Raw genomic sequence first — 15,774 nt, forward strand, 5'->3', positions numbered from 1 at the left:
ACTGCCTGGTAAACTTAGTCTGTGGCTTGATCGCCTACTGCCACCAACCCAAGAAGCCCTCCCTGCTCATTGACACTGCTCTGCCTGCGTTTGCTTAAGCCGAATTGACGTTAGATAAGGTGGTTGGATTCTGGGTTTCTCGAAATCTGTAGAAACTGATTGCCGCCGCGCTGAAATTCGTAAGAGACAGGTTTAATTTCTAATGAATATCCTTGCTGCGGCAATTCTTCCAGCACAATTGGCAGAATGGGTGAAGTTTCCCCAGAAAGGTCAAGAATTGGAAAAATCCGGACTTCGTTAGCGACTCGGCAAAGTTCTCGGATGGCGCAGAGGTGAAACTCGGTTGAAAGTTGGTCAGAGTAAGTGAAAAGCAAATGTCCGCATAGCGCCAAATCAAACTGCCCTGTGTGAAACGATAGCGTAGGCAACTGATCCACGACATAACGCCCCAACTGGAATCCTGTTGGAAAATCTACTAAAAACCGACGCATTGCCATTAGGCGAATTTCTCCTAACTGTTCTGGAGACTGGATCGCGTGCCAGACATAGCGATCGCGATTCGCCCGAACGCCTTCCACAATCGGGGCATAGGTTGCCTGAACGCGTTGCTCAATCTCACCCACAGAAAACTGATAGACGGGATCGCAGGAAATCACAGAGTAGCCCCTGTCAGTCATTTCAGCGTTGAAGCTAGCGGGACCACCCCCACAGTCCAAAATTTTTCGCTGTAAGTCGGCAGGCGATAGGGCAAACATGCCTATGTATTCGTCTAGCGATCGCCCCCAAGGTACAACGCTTTCCAGTTTTAATCCCAAAGAATGTCTCCTTATCACACCAATTGACTAAAAACAACTAAGTCATTGTACTCAGATTTGACTTGTCGTGATAGCCCACGTTTTTGCGAAAAGACTTAAATCTTTCAAACTACAGAAAAGCTTGAAATTTTCAAAAAATTCGTTTAGTTAAACTATTTGAATCAATCTAATTAGAAATAAACAAAGCGAGTTGTGAAAGATACTTTCCAAAACTCGCTCAAAAACCTTCTATCGATAAAATTCATCGTTTGAATGAATTTTATCGATACATCATTCAACGTAACTCAGGTTAAGATTAGCGATAATAACGCTGTTCTAGCCAAATTCTTACTTCACTGCTAGAACCAAAGCTAGTAGAGTCTTTTGTAACTGGATCATAAACGCGCCAGTATACGTTGCCTGCGCGATCACTGACCTGCCAAATCTGCACTTCATGAGTACCTGAAATCAGTTGAATCAACTGCTTACCAAACTGCTTCAACCCTGTTAGAAAGCGACTGGAAATTGTCAAAAACTGAGCTTGAGATGGCTTTAAGACTAATGGATTAGAGAGTTTCATCTGGAGCTTTTCGCCTCTTAAAAACTGAATTCACTCTACTTTCTGTCATTTAGATAGTAATGAGAAGGTACAAATTTCCTGACTTTAACTGATACAGTTTCAAGCACAAATAAACTGTTCTACTAAAACTTTCAAAAACTGTACTAGGTGAAAGAATAAGGAATCGCTTATATTGCAAACTATGATGTGACTTAACCCTGTCTTGCCGTGAAGATTCCTCTTGATCGCCGTTCACCGGAGCCTGTGTACTTGCAAATCCGCGATCGCATCAGTCGCCTGATTCAATCTGGAATTTTGAAACCAGGCGATCGCCTCCCCTCGATTCGAGTACTAGCAGAGAATGCTCAGGTCAACAAGCTGACGGTCATTGAGGCATACGGCGTTCTAGAAGCAGATGGTTTAATCTATGCCCGTGCAGGATCAGGCTATTTTGTCAGTGCTGAAACCATTCCTTCACCCAAAGCTGCATCTACCTTTGCCCCCCAGCAAGAGGTAATTATTCCTGAACAGGGCGAGATGTCTTACTTTGACATTTACTCCGCCTCAGTTCAGGCACAGCAGCAGGGCGAGATGATCAACTTCAGCTCCGGCTTTCCTCGCGCTACTGGGCTGGAAAATCTTCAGCGCGTGGCGCGTCGGGCGGTTAAAGGCGTTAGCGACACGCTGTTCAACTACAACATTCCTCAGGGACAGCTAACTCTGCGTAAGCAAATCGTGCAACTGCTGGTTCAGCAAGGGTTAGAGGTTTCTCCAGAAGACTTGATCATCACCAATGGTTCCATGCAGGGAATTTCTCTGGCTGCTCACTACTACCTTCAGCCAGGAGATTGGGTAATTGTTGAATCTCCTAGCTATCACGGTGCGCTAGCCCTATTCCAACAAGCAGGCGCAAGAATCATTGGAATTCCGATGACCAATGAAGGAATGAATTTGACGCTGCTGGCAAAATATCTACACAGCCATCGTCCTAAACTGATTTATACGATCAGTACGCTTCAAAACCCAACAGGAATTACAACCTCACAGGCACATCGTCAACAGCTTCTACAATTAGCCTCTGAGTATAACTGTCCCATCTTGGAAGACAACGCTTATGAGGGGTTGAGCTTTGGTATCGTACCGCCTCCGATCAAAGCCCTGGATCGTTCCAATTTAGTAACTTATGTGGGTACTTTTACCAAAACTTTGATGCCAGGGCTACGGTTGGGCTACATGGTCGTTACTGGGCAGCACTACCGGGCAATACTGGAGCGAAAGCTGCTGCGAGACCTCAGCGTTTCCACCGTTTCTCAGGCGATCGTCAGTGAATACCTGGCAGCTGGTTACTATCGCCACTATTTAAACCACTTGCGAAATAACCATTTGCATAGCCGTAATGTAATGCTGCAAGCGTTGGAGCAACATTTCCCTGAGTCCGCATCCTGGACAGTTCCCAATGGCGGTTTATTTCTATGGGTGAAACTGCCAGATGAGTTGCCGCTGCAAGCGATTTGCCATGAAGCCGCTCAGCAAAAAGTCCTGATCATCTCAGGGTCATCTTTCTTCCCTAATCAGCAGGGCTATCCCGCATTAAGACTCAACTTTTCAATGCTGCCGGAGGAGATTGAGCGGGGAATTGCGGTTTTAGGAAAACTACTCAGAAAATACAGCCATCAAAGCTTATGAAGTCTTCACGGGTGTAAACAATGATTGATTGAGCGATCGCCACTCATCAAAGCTGAGCAAATCTAACTCATACCAATCTCGCAACAGGTTAGCCAGAGAGTAACAAACAAGACGCTGATCAATCAGCTTTCTCGCTGCCCGCAGTGCTTCAAAGTCATGCGGATGAAGGGTGCGATCGCTAAGTTGCTGCCTGGATGGAGAATAACAAACTATCCTAAAGCCACCTTCTTCCTGTGCAACCTCAATCAGCCAATCCTGATAAAAGTCTGTGAGAGATGTATCCTTCATGAGTTTTACTACCACAGGCTAATTCAGTTGACAGATTCTTCAGCTAATCAAGGTTACAAAACCAAATTGTTAAAAGCTTGAGCAACATGGCGTAATTGCCACTCCAAAACTTCAGCAATCTGCTGAGAGATTTGTTGAGTCACTTTTTGTCTCACTTTTTCAAGAAATAGTACGGTTTGTTACAGAAGCCCCCTCAGGCTAAATCTCCTCAAAGTCTTTCCCCTAAAGGCTTAGAAGCTTTTGGATAACTTACTCGTTAAATCGAAGTCGTTAAATCTTCTTGCAGACCTGGTTGGACTGATGAATCGATACGCTTGAATGGACATAATAGATTTCAAAGCCTCTCGTTCAATTGGAAGTGAGATCAAAAGCCTTACAGATCTGAACGGTAGAAATCGGGCTAATAGAAGGTGTGCACCTCGACTCAGTTTTCGAGAACTCGCTGTAAAGCCGAAATTGAGCAAGAGGACAATCTGCATGCTGTCTAATCTTTTGTCGGACTCATGCTGCCGAGCGTAATTCTGCAAACTCTGACACTTATGAACTGGTACTCACAGATAACCCAACTCATTCTTGACTTTTACCGAGAAGACTTAACTGAGCTTAAGCAACTAGATGCACTTCCGAGGTGTCATGTCTCTCGACGCTGGGGAGTCCTGCGAGTCAACTGCCGCACCCAGGAAGCAGCCAGTGCCCTATACACCGCCAGGAATATCTTAAGAGAGCCAGTCGCTCAACTGCGACTGGCCCAGCAAATCAAAATTTTGCTCAATGGCACTTTAGTAGCGGCTTTGCCGGTTAATCCTTCAAAGCTAACCAAATAAAGCTAGCCACTAGCTCGGTAACTCACTGACAAACTCACTACTTTGAAATAGCCTCAGTAGATTTGTAGGAAGTTTCTAGAGACTCAAGCCGCTGCTCCTGGTTACTGCGAGTAACTGCATTGAGCCAACCTGCAAGCAAAGCATCTACGGAGAATAACCCTCCTCCATTCACCAAATAGAACAGAAAACAGGCTGCATAAAGAGCAGAAAGCTCAAGGTATGGAATGCTAAAGCCTGCTACCAAGATGTGGTGGTACATGGCTACGAGCATGGTTGAAAACAACCCAGCTGCAGCGGGACGGGTTAGCAAACCTAAAGCTAAAAGAGGTGCACCAATTAACTCGGTATAGGCAGCGCAGTAGCTAAAGAAGATGGGAAAGGGTAAACCGATTACGGAAACGTAAGCTTGGGCAAAGCTCTCAATGTTAGACAGCTTGTCGAGACCGTTGTGAATCATCACGATCCCAGCAACAATCCGAAGGACTGCCCAGGCAGCCTGAGATAGGTAGTTGGGTGCGAGATTGGGTCTCAGTGCTGCCACCAGGAAGGCCGTAAAGCGCTGAGTAGTATTCACAGAAAAAATCCTTAAAGGTGAGATATGTATCAATGTTAAGGATCATAACAATTAGTAAAGCATTAAGCAATGTAAATGCTACTCATACAGTAATACTGATGGGTTGAAGGTTATGCCGTTTCTACAGGAAGCTGATACGTTTTGGAGAGTGCCTCACATCCGTAGAGTACGCTTCAAAATGTGTAGCCTTAAAAAGAATTGGCATTAGGAACACAGGTTTTGCCTGTGCCTCTAAGTCGCAACTCTTTTGAAGATCAAACAAAATCTCCATCTTTGCTAAGAGCTATCAGTTGGTATCTTCTCCAAGGCAAAAACGACGGCAGGTGAGAACAGGAGAATCCTCTGTGCCATTCATGGGACAGTCTCTAGTGATGCAATTGACGCAGTTAGCTTGAGCTGGCAAAAACAGATCGGAAGCTGCATACAAGCTGATTCCTTGACTGATAAAGCCTCGGGCTTCCAGGTCGGACACTGCATCACAGATTAGAATTGCCTTTGGGATGTCAAGCTGGTTGCGGCAGTAGTTGATCTTTTCGAGGGTTTCGCTAAAGCTCTGGAGTCCAGTTTTGATTTCGACTAACACCTGCTGCGTCTGGCTTTGGAAACAGCAAGGCTTTTCCTGGCTGAAGTAGTCTTTGTATTGAATCGTATAGCTGCCATTGGGGTAGCGCAGGGTGCGAATCAGCCGTAGAAATGGGACATTAGGGTTTCCATCCGCGTCGAGCGTGTACCACCAGGATTTGTGGCAAGCTTCGTAAGACAAGCTGAGAATTTCATCGACCTGTCGAGGTAAAAATCCTACCTGTGTTAAGAGCGACAGTGCTTGTGCTAACGAAACGCTCTGTCCTAAGTTGCGGGTTTCCGACTCGCAGCGAGTTAGCTTTTGATATTCTTTTTGCTTAGTCGTTTGGTTGGTGTAAGGAAACAGGCTGTGTTCGGCTTCAAATTCAGGTGGAGCAAGGGCACAGTGAATAGATTCGTATCGAATGATGCCGTCAACTGAGGTTTGAGGGGCGATCGCCACGCCAATGCTGGAGCTAACCGTTCCGATGAGAGACGGACGGGCGATCGCGGGGGTGCAGTTCACCAGTAGCGATTTGAGAATGTTGTCATCGGCGATCGCCAGCGCAATCTGCACCTGATCGTGAGTCGAAGGCGATTGCTGCTGAATTGGACAAGTCAGGACATTGAGCATGAGCATGACCTGGATAGTGACTTGGGCTTTAGCGTTTTACGCCTATTTAGGATATTGTGGTGGCTCGATCAGCATAGACGGGCAAGATTTGTTGTTCTCTTAAGAAAGGCTTTATTTTGCTTGTTCTTGGCTGACCAAACTTCGCGTTTGTTTGAAAAAAGCAACAATCTTGAGTTCTTTTTCTTCCATTAAGGTGTTACACAATGACATGATGATTAGATTTCATCGTCAATTCGCATGAAGCTACTTTGCCTGAGTAACGGTCACGGAGAAGATGCGATCGCCCTTCGCATTTTGCAAGCCCTGCAACAGCATCCCAGCCATCCTAAGCTAGCGGCCCTACCCATTGTGGGAGAAGGACGCGCTTACATTCAGGCAGGCATTCCGCTGATTGGGCAAGTGAGACAAATGCCTTCGGGTGGCTTCATTTATATGGATAGCAGGCAGTTAGCGCGAGACCTAAAAGGCGGGCTGCTGCAACTCACGCTGTCTCAACTTAAGGCAATCAAAGATTGGGTTAAGACAGGCGGCTCGATTTTGGCGGTTGGCGACATTGTGCCGCTGCTGTTTGCCTGGTGGAGCGGTGCCCCCTATGCCTTTGTCAGCACTGCCAAGTCAGAATATTACCTGCGCGACGAGGCAGGTTGGTTGCCGCGCCCTTCCTGGTTTGAGCAACTCGAAGGCTGGTCAGGTTCCGTTTACCTCCCCTGGGATCGCTGGCTGATGAGCCGTCGCCGCTGCAAGGCTGTTTTCCTCAGAGACAGGTTGACAGCAGAGGTTTTAAGCAAGTGGGCGATCGCCGCTCACGATCTGGGCAACCCGATGATGGACGGGCTGGAGCCTAAAGGAATTCAACTTCACGCATCCGAAGCAGACTTTGAGGCTGAGCGACCGCTAACGTTAGTTCTGTTACCTGGTTCTAGAGTGCCAGAGGCATATCAAAACTGGCAGCACATTCTACAGGCAGTACGCGGTGTGCTGACTCTATTTAGACGGCGAAAGTTGCTGTTGTTGGGAGCGATCGCCCCCAGCCTGGAACTTTTGCCGCTGCAACAGGCTCTAGAAGCTCAAGGTTGGCGACAGCAGGCTGCTGATCCTGACCTCAAGTTCGTCCAACACAGTGCGACGCTGATTTTGACTCAGTCGGCATTTGAGGATTGTTTGCACCAGGCAGATTTTGCGATCGCCATGTCAGGCACGGCCACCGAACAGTTTGTTGGCTTGGGTAAACCTGCCCTGATTCTTCCAGGTGAAGGGCCGCAGTTCACCCCTGCTTTTGCCGAGGCCCAAACTCGATTGCTTGGACCATCCGCCATTCTGGTAAAACAGCCCACTAGAGTAGCTGAGGTGATTGACTCCCTCTTACAAGATCCCGATCGCCTTCAATTAATCAATGAAAATGGTCGTCGTCGCATGGGACAACCAGGAGCAACACAGCGGATTGCTAAAGTTCTGTTGGAGCAGTTGGGGTAGGGAAGTTAGGGGTTTAGGAGCTAAGGGTTAGGGTTGGACGCTAGGGGATGAGTTTTGCAGAATGTTTTGTAGAACGCCTCTGCCAGGTAGCTTAATAGCCTAAGCATCCTTAAATTCAAGTAGTACCAAAATTGCTATATCAAGGGGATCATGCCAAATTTGGACTAATTCTTCAAAATTAACGTTATGAATATAGAAATCAGTTGGCTTTTCTAGCAATTTGCAGGAGATACAGAGATAATTTGCACAACTACTTGGGGTTAATTTGTCACCTGCCACTCGTTATTTGTGATTCACTATATTGTTTACTCCTAATGACCCTTGACCGATGATCAATGCCCCCTATCATCCATAGCTCCACCTTCTTTTAATCTTCCTGAATCGATCGTTTTTCCTTGTCAAATTCCTCTCGAAATGTGACCGCTGACTTGTGCTGAATTGAATTAATGTTGCAGGGTTGCAATTATGATGCAAGAAACTCAGGAGAATCTTTTGGAGCAATCCAGGCAGGGCGATCCGGAGGCGATCGCCGCCCTGATTGACCGCTCTCTGCAACCCAAGGGCATTCGGACTCAAGCAGAAATTGACGAAGACTGTCTGCATCTTTTTCTTGAGGCAAATCAGGCTCCACCTCAGGCACAACTGGTTCCTTTTATTCGAAATGGCTTGACTAGCTTGGGCGTTGAGTCGATTCGGATGGTGAGAATTTATGGGCGACAAAAGGGGCAACGTCAACCGATTTGGCAGGAGGCAGTTGACCTTAACCCAGCCAATGCCTTTTCTGTTGCGACGGTGCAGCAAAGGCTCTCTACTCTATATCAGCCCTCAAGCAATACCAGCGGGATGGATAGAGGGTTGGATGAGTTAGGGTTAGAGCCATCAGACAACTCCGGGAATGTCACTGTCCTGCAACAAGAGCCAATTGGAGGGGTGGTCAATGGTCACAATGGAGCAACTCTAGTTCAGCCTGGTAATGCCGATGGCTCAGAGCCCTACAGTGGTGGACATGGCGTTGGGCAGCAGATTGCGATCGCCAACAAGGTCATGCACCTGACGGACTACGGTGGGGTGATCGACACCACACAAACCGGCGGTTTACGAAACTTGAAATTGCGTCCGGTTCCTACACCTCAGCGCTATTGCCCACCTTTTCCTGAGTTGTTGGGGCGACAGGTAGAAGTTGAGGCAGCGCTCACCAATCTGCGATCTGCTACACCAGTTGAGTTTTGGGGTGAAACGGGCTTAGGAAAAACGTCGCTATTGCAGGCGATCGCCTACGTCTCGGGCTTGGCAAACACCTTTCCCGATGGCATCGTCTATCGTCATGCCTACCGACAGACCGTGCCAGATCTGCTGCAAATTTTGCTAACAGATTTTTATGAATACGAAAGCAGCCTTCCCATTAAAGCAACAGAGACAGAAATTCGGGATGCACTGCAAGACAAAAAGGCCCTGATTCTGCTGGACGATGTGCAGATATCGCGGGAGGAAGTTGAAAATCTCCTCAACGCCTCACCCAATTTGACGTTTCTGCTAACTGGTTTGGAACGCCACCTTTGGAGCGAAGGACAAGCAATTCCAATACCAGGCTTGCCGCTGGACGATGCGCTGACCCTTCTGGAACGGGGTCTGGGTCGTCCGATTGAGGCGCAGGAGCATACTCCCGCTGCAAAGATCTGCAACGTGTTGGGTGGGCATCCGCTGCGAATTCTCCAGGTTGCGTCACTGGCAAGACATCAGGCAGCTGATGTAAATCGACCGTTTGATGAGCCCCTGAATCAACTGGAGGTAGATCATCAACCCGTCGATCGACAGCCATTTGAATCATCCCCTCTAGTCGCGATCGCCCAGCAGTTGCAGGACAGCCCCTCTCCAGAAGCGATGGTGTTAAAAGCGTCTGCGAGTCTACCGCAGGCAGAGCGGCAGGCTTTGGCGGCGCTGAGTGTGCTAGGCGGTGTGCCTGCCCGTCCAGAAAATTTGGCTGCTGTGACCAGACTGCCCGATGTTGAAAATACGCTGCGATCGCTATCTAGTCGAGGGTTAGCACTAACCGATGGCAACCGCTACAGCATTGCTCCAAACTTGCTTGCCCCCCTCCAACGAGTTCCCAAGCGCGACCAGTGGATCAATCGGATATTAAGTTATTTCACCACTTGGGCAGAGCAACATGGGCAGGTGACAGAACTTGCTCAAGAAAGTAATGTGTTGCTGCGAATGATGCAGCTTGGGGTGGAAACGCAGCGCTGGTCAGAAGTGCTGCGGCTAGCAAAGGCGATTGATCCTGCTTTGACGCTGAGCGGTCTATGGGGAGCCTGGGAACAGGCATTGCAGTGGGCATTGCAGGCAGCGCAGGCATTGGGCGATTGCGCTTCCAAAGCCTGGGCAATGCATCAGCTAGGCACTCGCGCCCTGTGTCTAGAAGATTCGTTTGCAGCTCAATCCTGGTTGACGCAGGCATTAGAACAGCGTGAATCTGTGGGCGACCAGCCCGGAACGGTAGCGACGCTGCACAATCTAGGGCTGCTTTTGCCTCCCCTCACTCAGGTAGAGCCACCCATTCCAGTGCTTGAGCCGGAGCCGGAGCCAATTGCCGCACCGATACCTACGCCGACTCCCCTTCCTACGATTAGTTCAACCTCGACTCCTGCACCGCCCTGGTTAAAGTGGGCAATTTTGGCAGGTCTGTTTGCAGCTCTGGGCACGCTGTTGGCCCTGCTGTTTACCTCTAATCGCAATTCCGATCTGTGGTTGAGCCGCGATCGCCTGGATTTTGACAACCAGGAGCAAAACACCGTCAGCGCGGTGGAGACGGTGGAGTTAGAAAATCGCGATTCAGCGCCTTTACAATTTAGCCGTGTTGCCCCGACGGGGGCTGATTCTGAAGACTTTGAAGTGACTGAAAACTGCACTGCTGCCCCAATTCAGCCAGCGGCAGGCTGTACAGTTGAGGTCAGCTTTGTACCAACCGACACGGGCAACCGTCGGGCTAATTTAACTTTCTATGATGCTCAGGGCGATCGCATACAGTCCATTCCCCTACGCGGTTCCGGCGAAGAGCCAAACAATCCACTGATCAGTTTCAACCCCAACCGACTCAACTTTGAGGCACAGGACGTTGGCACTCAAACGCCAATCCAGGTGATTACATTAGAGAACGTCAGTGCAGCTCCGGTCACCTTTGAGCGTATTGAGCTGGCAGGTCCGGCACGAGCAGACTTTCAGGCTACTGAAAACTGCACTGGACTGCCGATTCAACCAGGCGTGACATGCACGATTGAGGCGAGCTTTGCCCCAACCGCAGTCAGCGATCGCGCTGCCAGTTTAGTGATTCAAAGCAATACGAGCGATCGCCCCTGGGCGGTGCCATTGCGTGGGTTTGGCAATGAATCGGCTGCCGCAGGTTCCCCTCAGCAGGGCTTTAGCGGCAGCACAACCAATCTGGGAGTAAATCCTGACAGTGTGGACTTTGGGGAACTGCGAGTCGCTGGCGCAAACGTTGCGCCTCAACGGGTAACAGAAACGATTACCCTGAATAATCCTGGTTCTGCCCCAATCGTGATGCAGGAACTTAGCCTGGGCGGGCAGAATGTAGACGATTTCCAATCTTCCACTAATTGCACCAACAATACAGTTGCGCCCAACTCAAGCTGCACTGTTGAAATTAGCTTCGCTCCTGGTGCGGCAGGCGAGCGGGTTGCCGACCTGCGGATCGTCAGCAATGCCCCAAATGGCATCGTAAGTGTGCGGTTGGGCGGCACTGGAGTTAACGCAATTCCCCGCGTGCCGCGCATTGCCCTTACTCCAGACGAACTCACCTTTGACGCGCAAGAAACTGACCCTAATGGCAAAGTCATCACCATCAGAAACGACGGTGCAATTGATTTGCGAGTTGGCAATATTGCGATCGCAGGTAACGATCCTAATTATTTTGCTCTGGCAACGCGAGATAACTCAATCAACTGCGCTAACACCGTCCTGGCTCCTGGCGAACGGTGTGATGTGGCGATCGCCTTTCGAGGCTCAGGCAGCGATCGCACTGCCGAGCTAACCGTTTCCAGCAATGCCCCCAATCGCATCCCTGGTGTTGGGTTAACTGGACGGGGCAGCGGAACCAGTAGTGGCGACAACGGCAATGCTAGCAGCGGTGCTGGCAGCGGTGGCGGCAGCGGCACTCCGCAAGCCGCGAGAATTAGCGTCACACCCGCAAACCTTACCTTTAACACCGCAAATAGCGAAGCAGTCATCTCAGTCACCAACAACGGCACTGCCGACCTGAGACTTGGCAACATTGCCATCACCGGAAACAATCCCGACTCTTTCTCCAGCGCCGAAGATAATGGCTTAATTAGCTGTTCTAATACTGTTTTAGCTCCTGGCGATCGCTGTGACATCAGCATCTTGTTCGCCGGTTCAGAGAGCGATCGCGCTGCCCAACTGACCATTCCCAGCAATGCCTCCGACCGTCCGATCGCGGTGAATCTGATCGGCGTTGGAAGTAGCTCAGGGGAAACTCCGGGCGCAACTCCAGGGGAAACTCCGAGTGAAACTCCGGGCGGAAATTCATCTTTGTCGCTCAGTTCTCCAAATCTTAATTTTGGCACTCAGCCGTTGCTCGTCACAGCTGACCAACAGGTTCTAACCTTAACAAACACAGGCTCAAATCCTTTAGAAATTGGCAATATTGCCTTTACGGGTGATCCTGATTTTTTTGCACTCTCAACTAGCTCAGGCGACACTTTGGAGTGTTCCTATCAGTCCCTTGAGCCGGGAAGCAGTTGTCAGCTTACTCTTGGCTTTACGCCTTTTGCAGCGGGCGATCGCACCGCCCAACTTACCATTCCCACCAACGCTCCCGATGACCCCGTTAGCGTCAGCCTCAGTGGCTCTGGAGAACCTTCTGGAAATGCTGCTGTCCCAAGCTACACTCCCTACGGACGTTAATATTTCGCGAACATTTTGCTAGCCTTTCACTAGAATCCGCCTATCGATTAGTCTGCGTTGTGTCACTATCCAAATCAACCCCTCCTCCATCATGGATACTGCCCAAGATCCCTTCTGCCAAGCCAACTACTTTCTAAGAAAAGCTGCTTATGATCGCTGGCACCGACAGCAGAGCAAACAACACATATTGCGATCGCAACTGGGCTTTACTGACGTTAGCCCCTCTCGCCCTAAAGCTTGCCAGCACTGCGAACACTATCACGGCATCGCCTACGGCTACAACCGCGCCAACCGCACTGTACTAATTTGTGGCTTTCACCCCTTCGGCTGGCAAGGAGACGTTTGCCCTGACTGGAGTGAACTCAAAGATTGAACACCAAAATGGTGAACTATTCGATGTCCGATACAGACAATTCGGGATTGAGCATCAGACAGTTGCTCAAACAACAGTTGCTTAAATAAAGCGTTAGTTGCAGTTAGGATGTCATCTGAAAGCTCAAAAGTTCCACTTTCAACATCAACCGCCACAATCCTGCCATAAATACCTTCCTCAACTTGTGAGCAAACACAAGACTCATAGATCTCATCACCTCATCGAGCGAATTCTTCCTTGCTACAACGAGGTCGTCGAACCCCCAAAAGCCTGATCTCACCTCAACTTAGCAAGTTGTTAGACAGCTTGCTTGTTCACAAACATTTCTACCTTAATGAGGCTGTGCATTTGTGTCAAGTACAGATGTTCCTGCCATAATTAAGTTGATTTTAGTATGTGCTCTCTCTACTGACCAATAGATTCGGATGGTAAAGCTGAAGCCTGATCCAATAGCAGCGTCTGACCTAATTGAGTACCTGGATAACCATTCAGACTTTTCATTCGAGATCGAAACTTTAAGAGAATTGATCAAGCTAGGTTTTACTTGCAAACATGGAGGTACTTATGAAGATCCTGCTACACAGATACCTCGTGAATATGATATTCGTGCAACTCGTCAGATAGAGGAAAAACTCCTGCGTCTTGCGGTTGAATGTAAAAATCTCCGCCCTAATTTTCCGATCCTGATTTCATGCTTACCTCGACGATCTGAAGAAGCATTTCATGAATTGTCGATTTCTGTTAAGCCACAGACTGAAATTCAGACTAAGTTCGGAACAACGCAACGTTTGACACCTAAAACAGCTGCCATGATTTCTTATGCTCAAACCTATCGATTGAAAAACACTGATTCTCTTTATCCTGCTGGTGAATTTGTTGGTAAATCATGTGATCAGGTTGGCAGATTAAAGAACGATGCTGAGATTTTTTCTGGTGATTCAGGTATTTACAACAAGTGGTCACAAGCATTGAGTTCTGCCCATGACTTAATATCTCTAATATTTTCTGATGGAAAGCGCATTGGTCAGCAGGCGGCTTCATTGGTTTTCCCCTTAGTTGTTGTCCCTAACAACCGGTTGTGGTGCGTAAAATATGACGTGAATGGAAATCGTATTTCAGATCCAGAGTTGGTAAATCAATGCTCATTCTTTGTAAATCGAAAGTACCTCTATCAATCATCATCTGGTGAAAAAGAGTTCGTTATTTCTCATCTTGAGTTTGTCACCTCAGATGGTCTTCTAGAATTTGCAAGTCATCTTTGTAGTAAGGACGCTAAGAAGCTATTTTCAAAAAATACTTAACACTAAATTTTCTGCCAAAGAGATTCTTGAACACATCATATGTCGACTTTTCACCGTGTCTAACAACTCTAGTGCAGCAGATTTACCAAAGCCCCTAGTGATGCTGCGAAGGTGTCGGCAACCGCTGATCGAGCGAATGCAGCAAAACCCAATTCCAACAAATACCCCCGATTCCCATAAGATACGTTGCATGAACTAGGAATTGCCAACCGCAGATGCTACGCAGTCCGAGCGATCGCCCCTGCCAACTGCCCCAAAACATTAACAGCTTGCTCCACTTCGCGTGACCAGGGATAGCCACAGTTCAGCCGAATGCAGTTTTGATATTTCTGTGTGGTTGAGAAAATTGGACCGGGGACAATGCTGATGTTTTGCTGCATTGCCTGTCGATATAGCTCCAGAGAATCAACGGTTTCAGGTAGCTCCACCCAGAGCAAAAAGCCGCCCTGGGGTCGGGTAATCTTAGTCCCTTTCGGGAAGAATTGGCTGACTGCCTGACTCATTCGCTGCACCTGAATTGCATAAGCTTGACGCAGTTGCCGCAGATGGTGGTCGTAACTGCCGCTTTGAAGGAATTCGGCGATCGCCAATTGCAGCAAAACTGGATTTGAAAGCGTGTTGGCATATTTCAGCCGCTCGACCTGGGGTTGAAATCGTCCCGCCGCTGTCCAGCCCAGACGATATCCAGGAGCTAACACCTTAGAAAAAGAAGAACACAGCAGCACCATTCCTTCTCGATCAAAGGCCTTAGCAGGCTTGGGGCGATTGGCATCAAAATAAAGATCCCCAGAAACATCATCCTCAATCAGCGGAATCTGTGCCTGAGCCAGCATTTCAACCAATTGCTGCTTGTTTTCCTCCGGCATACAGCTTCCCAATGGATTACTGAAGGTTGGGGTCAGGAGACAGGCTTTTACCGGATGAGTGCGAATGGCAGCGTCCAGCGCTTCCAGGCTAACGCCATCTCTAGGATGGGTGGGAATTTCCAAGGCTTTCATTCCCAGGCTTTCTAAAATTTGTAGAAATCCGTAAAAAACAGGCGACTCCACCACGATCACGTCCCCTGGCTTTGCTACCGCTTTGAGGCAAAGATTGAGCGACTCCATACAGCCGCAAGTGGTGACGATTTCTTCAGCGGTAAGGCTACCTCCCCAAGTGAGCGATCGGCGTGCAATCCGTCGTCGCACATGCTCGTTTCCGGGTGGCAGATCATAAACATTGCTGTTGACATCCGCATGACGAGCAATTTTCGCCAAAACGCGATTCAGCTTCAGCGTGGGTAACAAGGCAGGACTGTTTACCGATGCCCCCAACGGAAACATCTCTGGGTTTCGTGCCGCAGCCAAAATTTCAGAAACCAGTGAGCCAACTCCGACGGGTGTGGCGATCGCATCTGGCGCAGAAATTGATGGTTCCGGCGGCAAATCCTGCTGTTGGGACCGCACATAATAGCCCGATTGGGGACGAGCTTCTACTAAGCCCTCACTCTCCAGCAACCGATAGGCTTCTAGCACCGTCGTCACACTAACACCAAGCTGAGAACGAAGCTGGCGCACCGAAGGAATGCGATCGCCCGTCTGTAAGGTGCCTTGCTGAATCAATCGAGCAACCTTATCGGCAACCTGTTCATAAAGCGGACTCGACTTAAGCGATTTGCTCTCATTCATGCAGCCATCTTGCCCGAAGTAGGAGCCAATAGACAGACACAATTTCCGTTACAACTAACAGTACAGTTAATCTCAAAATAAAACTGTTAGGGTACAAAT

Annotated in this window: 13 protein-coding genes and 1 pseudogene; 7 read left to right on the forward strand and 7 right to left on the reverse strand. The window is 48.8% G+C overall.

All coding sequences use genetic code 11. The features are described from left to right. Positions 1–98, forward strand: a pseudogene (locus H6F88_RS33620) (IS982 family transposase); the annotation flags it as partial. Between the two features lie 12 nt (positions 99–110). On the opposite strand, the gene H6F88_RS25135 reads toward H6F88_RS33620, so the two are convergent. Both H6F88_RS25135 and H6F88_RS25140 read right to left on the reverse strand, forming a co-directional pair. Continuing rightward, positions 111–815: an SAM-dependent methyltransferase gene (locus H6F88_RS25135; protein ID WP_190645554.1), complete on the reverse strand. Its 705-nt coding sequence runs from the start codon at positions 813–815 to the stop codon at positions 111–113. Positions 816–1,110: 295 nt separating this feature from the next. Then, on the reverse strand, positions 1,111–1,374 hold the full coding sequence (locus tag H6F88_RS25140; protein ID WP_190645555.1) for a hypothetical protein: 264 nt from the start codon (positions 1,372–1,374) through the stop codon (positions 1,111–1,113). Between the two features lie 207 nt (positions 1,375–1,581). Here H6F88_RS25140 and H6F88_RS25145 point away from each other — a divergent pair, with 207 nt between their 5' ends. Then, positions 1,582–3,039 (forward strand): aminotransferase class I/II-fold pyridoxal phosphate-dependent enzyme, encoded by a 1,458-nt coding sequence (locus H6F88_RS25145; RefSeq protein ID WP_190645556.1) that lies wholly within the window; start codon positions 1,582–1,584, stop codon positions 3,037–3,039. Here the strand turns inward: H6F88_RS25145 and H6F88_RS25150 are convergent. Then, positions 3,034–3,327, reverse strand: coding sequence for a hypothetical protein (locus tag H6F88_RS25150; protein WP_190645557.1), 294 nt, complete (start codon positions 3,325–3,327; stop codon positions 3,034–3,036). The two genes, H6F88_RS25145 and H6F88_RS25150, sit on opposite strands and share 6 nt — an antisense overlap. 503 nt (positions 3,328–3,830) lie before the next feature. Here H6F88_RS25150 and H6F88_RS25155 point away from each other — a divergent pair. Further along, positions 3,831–4,151 (forward strand): hypothetical protein, encoded by a 321-nt coding sequence (locus H6F88_RS25155; protein ID WP_206756466.1) that lies wholly within the window; start codon positions 3,831–3,833, stop codon positions 4,149–4,151. A gap of 37 nt (positions 4,152–4,188) precedes the next feature. Here the strand turns inward: H6F88_RS25155 and H6F88_RS25160 are convergent, their stop codons facing one another. Then, positions 4,189–4,725: a DoxX family membrane protein gene (locus H6F88_RS25160; protein ID WP_190645559.1), complete on the reverse strand. Its 537-nt coding sequence runs from the start codon at positions 4,723–4,725 to the stop codon at positions 4,189–4,191. A 286-nt stretch (positions 4,726–5,011) separates the two neighbouring features. Further along, positions 5,012–5,926, reverse strand: a complete 915-nt coding sequence (locus H6F88_RS25165) for a hypothetical protein (RefSeq protein WP_206756467.1) — start codon at positions 5,924–5,926, stop codon at positions 5,012–5,014. 231 nt (positions 5,927–6,157) lie between these two features. Between H6F88_RS25165 and H6F88_RS25170 the strand changes: the two genes are divergently transcribed. From H6F88_RS25170 to H6F88_RS25180, 3 genes are all read left to right on the forward strand, one after another. Then, positions 6,158–7,393, forward strand: coding sequence for a lipid-A-disaccharide synthase-related protein (locus H6F88_RS25170; RefSeq protein WP_190645561.1), 1,236 nt, complete (start codon positions 6,158–6,160; stop codon positions 7,391–7,393). A 465-nt stretch (positions 7,394–7,858) separates the two neighbouring features. After that, positions 7,859–12,334 carry a choice-of-anchor D domain-containing protein gene (locus H6F88_RS25175; RefSeq protein ID WP_190645562.1) on the forward strand — a complete coding sequence of 1,492 codons (4,476 nt, stop codon included), beginning with the start codon at positions 7,859–7,861 and terminating at the stop codon, positions 12,332–12,334. 91 nt (positions 12,335–12,425) lie between these two features. Next, positions 12,426–12,707: a hypothetical protein gene (locus H6F88_RS25180; RefSeq protein WP_190645563.1), complete on the forward strand. Its 282-nt coding sequence runs from the start codon at positions 12,426–12,428 to the stop codon at positions 12,705–12,707. On the opposite strand, the gene H6F88_RS33625 is transcribed toward H6F88_RS25180, so the two are convergent. Next, positions 12,650–12,916: a hypothetical protein gene (locus tag H6F88_RS33625; RefSeq protein ID WP_347277742.1), complete on the reverse strand. Its 267-nt coding sequence runs from the start codon at positions 12,914–12,916 to the stop codon at positions 12,650–12,652. The two genes, H6F88_RS25180 and H6F88_RS33625, sit on opposite strands and share 58 nt — an antisense overlap. Before the next feature lie 216 nt (positions 12,917–13,132). On the opposite strand from H6F88_RS33625, the gene H6F88_RS25185 reads away from it, so the two are divergent. Further along, a complete protein-coding gene (locus H6F88_RS25185) occupies positions 13,133–14,008 on the forward strand; it encodes a hypothetical protein (RefSeq protein ID WP_190645564.1) in 876 nt (291 codons plus the stop codon). Positions 14,009–14,226: 218 nt separating this feature from the next. Here H6F88_RS25185 and H6F88_RS25190 read toward each other — a convergent pair whose 3' ends face one another. Further along, entirely contained in the window at positions 14,227–15,675 is a 1,449-nt protein-coding gene (locus H6F88_RS25190; RefSeq protein WP_190645565.1) for a PLP-dependent aminotransferase family protein, read from the reverse strand. Positions 15,676–15,774: the final 99 nt, after the last annotated feature.

Origin of the sequence: Oculatella sp. FACHB-28 (assembly GCF_014696015.1) — a bacterium.
Taxonomy (GTDB): domain Bacteria; phylum Cyanobacteriota; class Cyanobacteriia; order Elainellales; family Elainellaceae; genus JAAUTN01.

Excerpts from the sequence above, each read along its gene's own strand:
- H6F88_RS25140 (WP_190645555.1), bottom strand. The coding sequence starts at position 1,374 with ATGAAACTCTCTAATCCATTAGTCTTAAAGCCATCTCAAGCTCAGTTT.
- H6F88_RS25185 (WP_190645564.1), top strand. The coding sequence starts at position 13,133 with ATGGTAAAGCTGAAGCCTGATCCAATAGCAGCGTCTGACCTAATTGAG.
- H6F88_RS25190 (WP_190645565.1), bottom strand. The coding sequence starts at position 15,675 with ATGAATGAGAGCAAATCGCTTAAGTCGAGTCCGCTTTATGAACAGGTT.
- H6F88_RS25170 (WP_190645561.1), top strand. The coding sequence starts at position 6,158 with ATGAAGCTACTTTGCCTGAGTAACGGTCACGGAGAAGATGCGATCGCC.
- H6F88_RS25150 (WP_190645557.1), bottom strand. The coding sequence starts at position 3,327 with ATGAAGGATACATCTCTCACAGACTTTTATCAGGATTGGCTGATTGAG.
- H6F88_RS25155 (WP_206756466.1), top strand. The coding sequence starts at position 3,831 with ATGCTGCCGAGCGTAATTCTGCAAACTCTGACACTTATGAACTGGTAC.
- H6F88_RS25180 (WP_190645563.1), top strand. The coding sequence starts at position 12,426 with ATGGATACTGCCCAAGATCCCTTCTGCCAAGCCAACTACTTTCTAAGA.
- H6F88_RS25175 (WP_190645562.1), top strand. The coding sequence starts at position 7,859 with ATGATGCAAGAAACTCAGGAGAATCTTTTGGAGCAATCCAGGCAGGGC.
- H6F88_RS25165 (WP_206756467.1), bottom strand. The coding sequence starts at position 5,926 with ATGCTCATGCTCAATGTCCTGACTTGTCCAATTCAGCAGCAATCGCCT.